The 5,534-nt window shown below is 54.8% G+C and carries 2 tRNA genes and 3 rRNA genes; all 5 read left to right on the top strand.

Features of this window, described 5'->3' with window-relative positions:
* Positions 1-262: 262 nt before the first annotated feature.
* The 5 genes from J2D73_RS20075 to rrf all read left to right on the top strand — a co-directional run bounded on the left by J2D73_RS20075 (position 263) and on the right by rrf (position 5,452).
* A 16S ribosomal RNA gene (locus J2D73_RS20075) occupies positions 263-1,752 on the top strand.
* 210 nt (positions 1,753-1,962) lie between these two features.
* Positions 1,963-2,039 (top strand) — tRNA-Ile (locus J2D73_RS20070).
* Positions 2,040-2,045: 6 nt separating this feature from the next.
* Positions 2,046-2,121, top strand: a tRNA-Ala gene (locus J2D73_RS20065).
* 371 nt (positions 2,122-2,492) lie between these two features.
* Positions 2,493-5,233: ribosomal RNA gene (locus J2D73_RS20060) — 23S ribosomal RNA — on the top strand.
* 103 nt (positions 5,234-5,336) lie between these two features.
* Positions 5,337-5,452 (top strand): 5S ribosomal RNA (gene rrf / locus J2D73_RS20055).
* The 16S, 23S and 5S rRNA genes sit together here with 2 tRNA genes alongside, the layout of an rRNA operon.
* Positions 5,453-5,534: the final 82 nt, after the last annotated feature.

The raw sequence follows: 5,534 nt of genomic DNA, 5'->3' as shown, positions 1-5,534 counted from the left end.
TCTTTGACAAGAGAATATGGAATAGAGAGGGATATGCTGACGGCGTTTCTTCTTGGGTTTAGGGGCTTTCGGGCTTTTTGATCTGGGGGGTTGGTTGGTTGGACTTTAGGTTAAGTCTGACTGATTGGACGTTTGTTTAGCGTATCTTTTGACAGACGCGTTTTATACAGATGTTTCGATGAGTACATGTTCCTGTCAATGATAGGAATTTGGCTAGGACTTGGCTTTGTTTGTTATGTTGGGGTTTAGGCTCTGACGTGATGAACCTGAGAGTTTGATCCTGGCTCAGAGCGAACGCTGGCGGCATGCTTAACACATGCAAGTCGCACGGAGGTTTTCGGACTTCAGTGGCGGACGGGTGAGTAACGCGTAGGGATCTATCCGCGGGTGGGGGATAACTCCGGGAAACTGGAGCTAATACCGCATGATACCTGAGGGTCAAAGGCGCAAGTCGCCTGTGGAGGAGCCTGCGTTCGATTAGCTTGTTGGTGGGGTAAAGGCCTACCAAGGCGATGATCGATAGCTGGTCTGAGAGGATGATCAGCCACACTGGGACTGAGACACGGCCCAGACTCCTACGGGAGGCAGCAGTGGGGAATATTGGACAATGGGGGCAACCCTGATCCAGCAATGCCGCGTGTGTGAAGAAGGTTTTCGGATTGTAAAGCACTTTCGGCGGGGACGATGATGACGGTACCCGCAGAAGAAGCCCCGGCTAACTTCGTGCCAGCAGCCGCGGTAATACGAAGGGGGCTAGCGTTGCTCGGAATGACTGGGCGTAAAGGGCGTGTAGGCGGTTTGGACAGTCAGATGTGAAATCCCCGGGCTTAACCTGGGAGCTGCATTTGATACGTCCAGACTAGAGTGTGAGAGAGGGTTGTGGAATTCTCAGTGTAGAGGTGAAATTCGTAGATATTGGGAAGAACACCGGTGGCGAAGGCGGCAACCTGGCTCATTACTGACGCTGAGGCGCGAAAGCGTGGGGAGCAAACAGGATTAGATACCCTGGTAGTCCACGCTGTAAACGATGTGTGCTGGATGTTGGGTAACTTAGTTACTCAGTGTCGTAGCTAACGCGATAAGCACACCGCCTGGGGAGTACGGCCGCAAGGTTGAAACTCAAAGGAATTGACGGGGGCCCGCACAAGCGGTGGAGCATGTGGTTTAATTCGAAGCAACGCGCAGAACCTTACCAGGGCTTGTATGGAGAGGCTGTATTCAGAGATGGATATTTCCCGCAAGGGACCTCTTGCACAGGTGCTGCATGGCTGTCGTCAGCTCGTGTCGTGAGATGTTGGGTTAAGTCCCGCAACGAGCGCAACCCTTATCTTTAGTTGCCAGCATGTTTGGGTGGGCACTCTAAAGAGACTGCCGGTGACAAGCCGGAGGAAGGTGGGGATGACGTCAAGTCCTCATGGCCCTTATGTCCTGGGCTACACACGTGCTACAATGGCGGTGACAGTGGGAAGCTAGATGGCGACATCGTGCTGATCTCTAAAAGCCGTCTCAGTTCGGATTGCACTCTGCAACTCGAGTGCATGAAGGTGGAATCGCTAGTAATCGCGGATCAGCATGCCGCGGTGAATACGTTCCCGGGCCTTGTACACACCGCCCGTCACACCATGGGAGTTGGTTTGACCTTAAGCCGGTGAGCGAACCGCAAGGACGCAGCCGACCACGGTCGGGTCAGCGACTGGGGTGAAGTCGTAACAAGGTAGCCGTAGGGGAACCTGCGGCTGGATCACCTCCTTTCAAGGAACTGTTCCGAGATTGGGTTGGGCAACTGACCTGAATTGGAATGGTCCGAAAAAAGTCCTTTGCTGCAGGATCGGCAAAGGCGCTCAGTTCAACTGAGCAATCTGCCCTCAGGGGCGAGAGCGCCGTCAACATATCCCTTTCTGCGATGAGAACCGGCCCTGCCGGGTGCGACGAAAGTCTGCGCCGTGGGGCTGGTCCAGGTTTGGGCTAGTAGCTCAGTTGGTTAGAGCACACGCTTGATAAGCGTGGGGTCGGAGGTTCAAGTCCTCCCTGGCCCACCAGAGTCTGGGGGCATAGCTCAGCTGGGAGAGCACCTGCTTTGCAAGCAGGGGGTCGTCGGTTCGAACCCGTCTGCCTCCACCATGATTTTTGGGGAGACAGTCTGGTGTTTGCTGGTGACACGCTTTTGGCGTGGACGCTCATCGCGAAGGGATTTTAGAGATCGGACTTTCCTTTTCTTTTGACCGCGGCGCGGCTGAAGATCTGGATTTGTCTGGTGTGTGTTCTTTGTCAGTGTGAATCGGTTGGTGCGTATCTGGACGTGCCGTTTTCCTGGGTTGGTCTGACCCATGGCCTTGCTGTTTGCGGGGTTGTGTTAAGGGAAAATGGCGCGAGCGTTCAGATACGAGTGTAATGTGACGTGCTCGGATGAGCTGTCATGTTCGGAACCTTTGTTTCTGCGTATGGGTCTTTGGCCTGTATCGTGGGCATGGATGGTTTCTGTGCATGGGAGTGAATGAGCGCGATAAGGGCATTCGGTGGATGCCTTGGCGCCAAGAGGCGATGAAAGACGTGGCACGCTGCGATAAGCCATGGGGAGCCGCGAGCAGGCTTTGATCCGTGGATTTCTGAATGGGGAAACCCACCCAGCGATGGGTATCATCATCTGAATACATAGGGTGATGAGGCGAACCCGGGGAACTGAAACATCTCAGTACCTGGAGGAAAAGACATCAATTGAGATTCCGCTAGTAGTGGCGAGCGAACGCGGAGCAGGCCAGTGGTCAGTTTGAGACAAGCAGAACGCTCTGGAAAGTGCGGCCATAGTGGGTGATAGCCCTGTATGCGTAATGCTTAGACTGATCCTTGAGTAGGGCGGGGCACGTGAAACCCTGTCTGAACATGGGGGGACCACCCTCCAAGCCTAAATACTCCTTGGCGACCGATAGTGAACAAGTACCGTGAGGGAAAGGTGAAAAGCACCCCGACGAGGGGAGTGAAATAGACCTGAAACCGGATGCCTACAAGCAGTCGGAGCCTCTTATGGGGTGACGGCGTACCTTTTGTATAATGGGTCAGCGAGTTTCTGTTTGCAGCGAGCTTAAGCCGGTAGGTGTAGGCGTAGCGAAAGCGAGTCTGAATAGGGCGACGAGTTGCTGGCAGAAGACCCGAAACCGAGTGATCTAGCCATGGCCAGGCTGAAGGTGCGGTAACACGCACTGGAGGGCCGAACCCACGCCTGTTGAAAAAGTCGGGGATGAGCTGTGGCTAGGGGTGAAAGGCCAATCAAACTCGGAGATAGCTGGTTCTCCGCGAAATCTATTGAGGTAGATCGTCAGGTGTTGACCCCGGGGGGTAGAGCACTGGATGGGCTAGGGGGGCCCAAAGCCTTACCAAACCTAACCAAACTCCGAATACCCGGAAGTTTAGCCTGGCAGACAGACAGTGGGTGCTAAGGTCCATTGTCGAGAGGGAAACAGCCCAGACCACCAGCTAAGGCCCCTAAATCGTGGCTAAGTGGGAAAGGATGTGGGGATTCCAAAACAACCAGGAGGTTGGCTTAGAAGCAGCCATCCTTTAAAGAAAGCGTAATAGCTCACTGGTCTAATAGAAACCCTGCGCCGAAAATGTAACGGGGCTCAAGCCACGTGCCGAAGCTGTGGGTGCATACTTTGTATGCGCGGTAGCGGAGCGTTCCGTAGGTCTGTGAAGGAGACGGGGTGACCCTCTCTGGAGATATCGGAAGTGCGAATGCTGACATGAGTAGCGACAAACAGTGCGAGAAACACTGTCGCCGAAAGTCCAAGGGTTCCTGCGCAAGGTTAATCCACGCAGGGTTAGTCGGCCCCTAAGGCGAGGGCGAAAGCCGTAGTCGATGGAAATCAGGTGAACATTCCTGAACCTGCCAGAAGTGACGAATGCAAGATGTTGTCAGTCCTTATCGGATTGGGCTGGCTTTTTGCGCATTCCAGGAAATAGCTCTGGCGTATAGACCGTACCCTAAACCGACACAGGTGGACTGGTAGAGCATACCAAGGCGCTTGAGAGAACGATGCTGAAGGAACTAGGCAAATTGCTCGCGTAACTTCGGGATAAGCGAGACCCGTGAGTGGGCAACCATTTGCGGGTGGCACAGACCAGGGGGTAGCGACTGTTTAGTAAAAACACAGGGCTCTGCGAAGTCGAGAGACGACGTATAGGGCCTGACGCCTGCCCGGTGCCGGAAGGTTAAGAGGAGGTGTGCAAGCACTGAATTGAAGCCCCGGTAAACGGCGGCCGTAACTATAACGGTCCTAAGGTAGCGAAATTCCTTGTCGGGTAAGTTCCGACCTGCACGAATGGCGTAACGACTTCCCCGCTGTCTCCAGCATCGGCTCAGCGAAATTGAATTCCCCGTGAAGATGCGGGGTATCCGCGGTCAGACGGAAAGACCCTATGAACCTTTACTGCAGCTTTGCAGTGGCATCAGAGACATTCTGTGTAGGATAGGTGGGAGGCTTTGAAGCAGGGGCGCCAGTTCTTGTGGAGCCATCCTTGAAATACCACCCTGAATTTTTCTGATGTCTAACCGTGGCCAGTAAGCCTGGTCCGGGACCCTGCATGGTGGGCAGTTTGACTGGGGCGGTCGCCTCCCAAAGTGTAACGGAGGCGCGCGATGGTGGGCTCAGGCCGGTCGGAAACCGGCTGTCGAGTGCAATGGCATAAGCCCGCCTGACTGTGAGAGTGACAGCTCGATCAGAGACGAAAGTCGGCCATAGTGATCCGGTGGTCCCGCGTGGAAGGGCCATCGCTCAACGGATAAAAGGTACTCTAGGGATAACAGGCTGATCTCCCCCAAGAGTCCACATCGACGGGGAGGTTTGGCACCTCGATGTCGGCTCATCACATCCTGGGGCTGGAGCAGGTCCCAAGGGTTCGGCTGTTCGCCGATTAAAGTGGTACGTGAGCTGGGTTTAGAACGTCGTGAGACAGTTCGGTCCCTATCTGCCGTGGATGTTGGAGATTTGAGAGGATTTGTCCCTAGTACGAGAGGACCGGGATGAACATACCTCTGGTGCACCGGTTGTCGCGCCAGCGGCACAGCCGGGTAGCTAAGTGTGGACGGGATAACCGCTGAAAGCATCTAAGCGGGAAACCCACCTCAAAACTAGATCTCCCTGAGGGCCGTGATAGACCATCACGTCAATAGGCCAGGTGTGGAAGCGCAGTAATGCGTGCAGCTAACTGGTCCTAATCGCCCAATAGGCTCACTCACATACGCTCTCCTCAAAGAGAGCCCCATGCACAGAAATCATCCATGCATCACAACACTCACGCACCAACCAACCACACCCACAAAATAAAAGTGGGTTGGACGACCTGGTGGCTATGGCGGGGAGAGATCCACCCGATCCCATCCCGAACTCGGACGTGAAAAACCCCAGCGCCTATGATACTGCGGCTTAAGTCGCGGGAAAGTCGGTCGCCGCCAGGTCTTCCAACCCACTCTACACACACATAATCACCCAACGCGGGGTGGAGCAGCCCGGTAGCTCGTCAGGCTCATAACCTGAAGG

The sequence above is a fragment of the Acetobacter sacchari genome, from assembly GCF_017377715.1.
Lineage (GTDB): Bacteria > Pseudomonadota > Alphaproteobacteria > Acetobacterales > Acetobacteraceae > Acetobacter > Acetobacter sacchari.
This window is presented reverse-complemented; position numbering and strand designations above follow the sequence as displayed.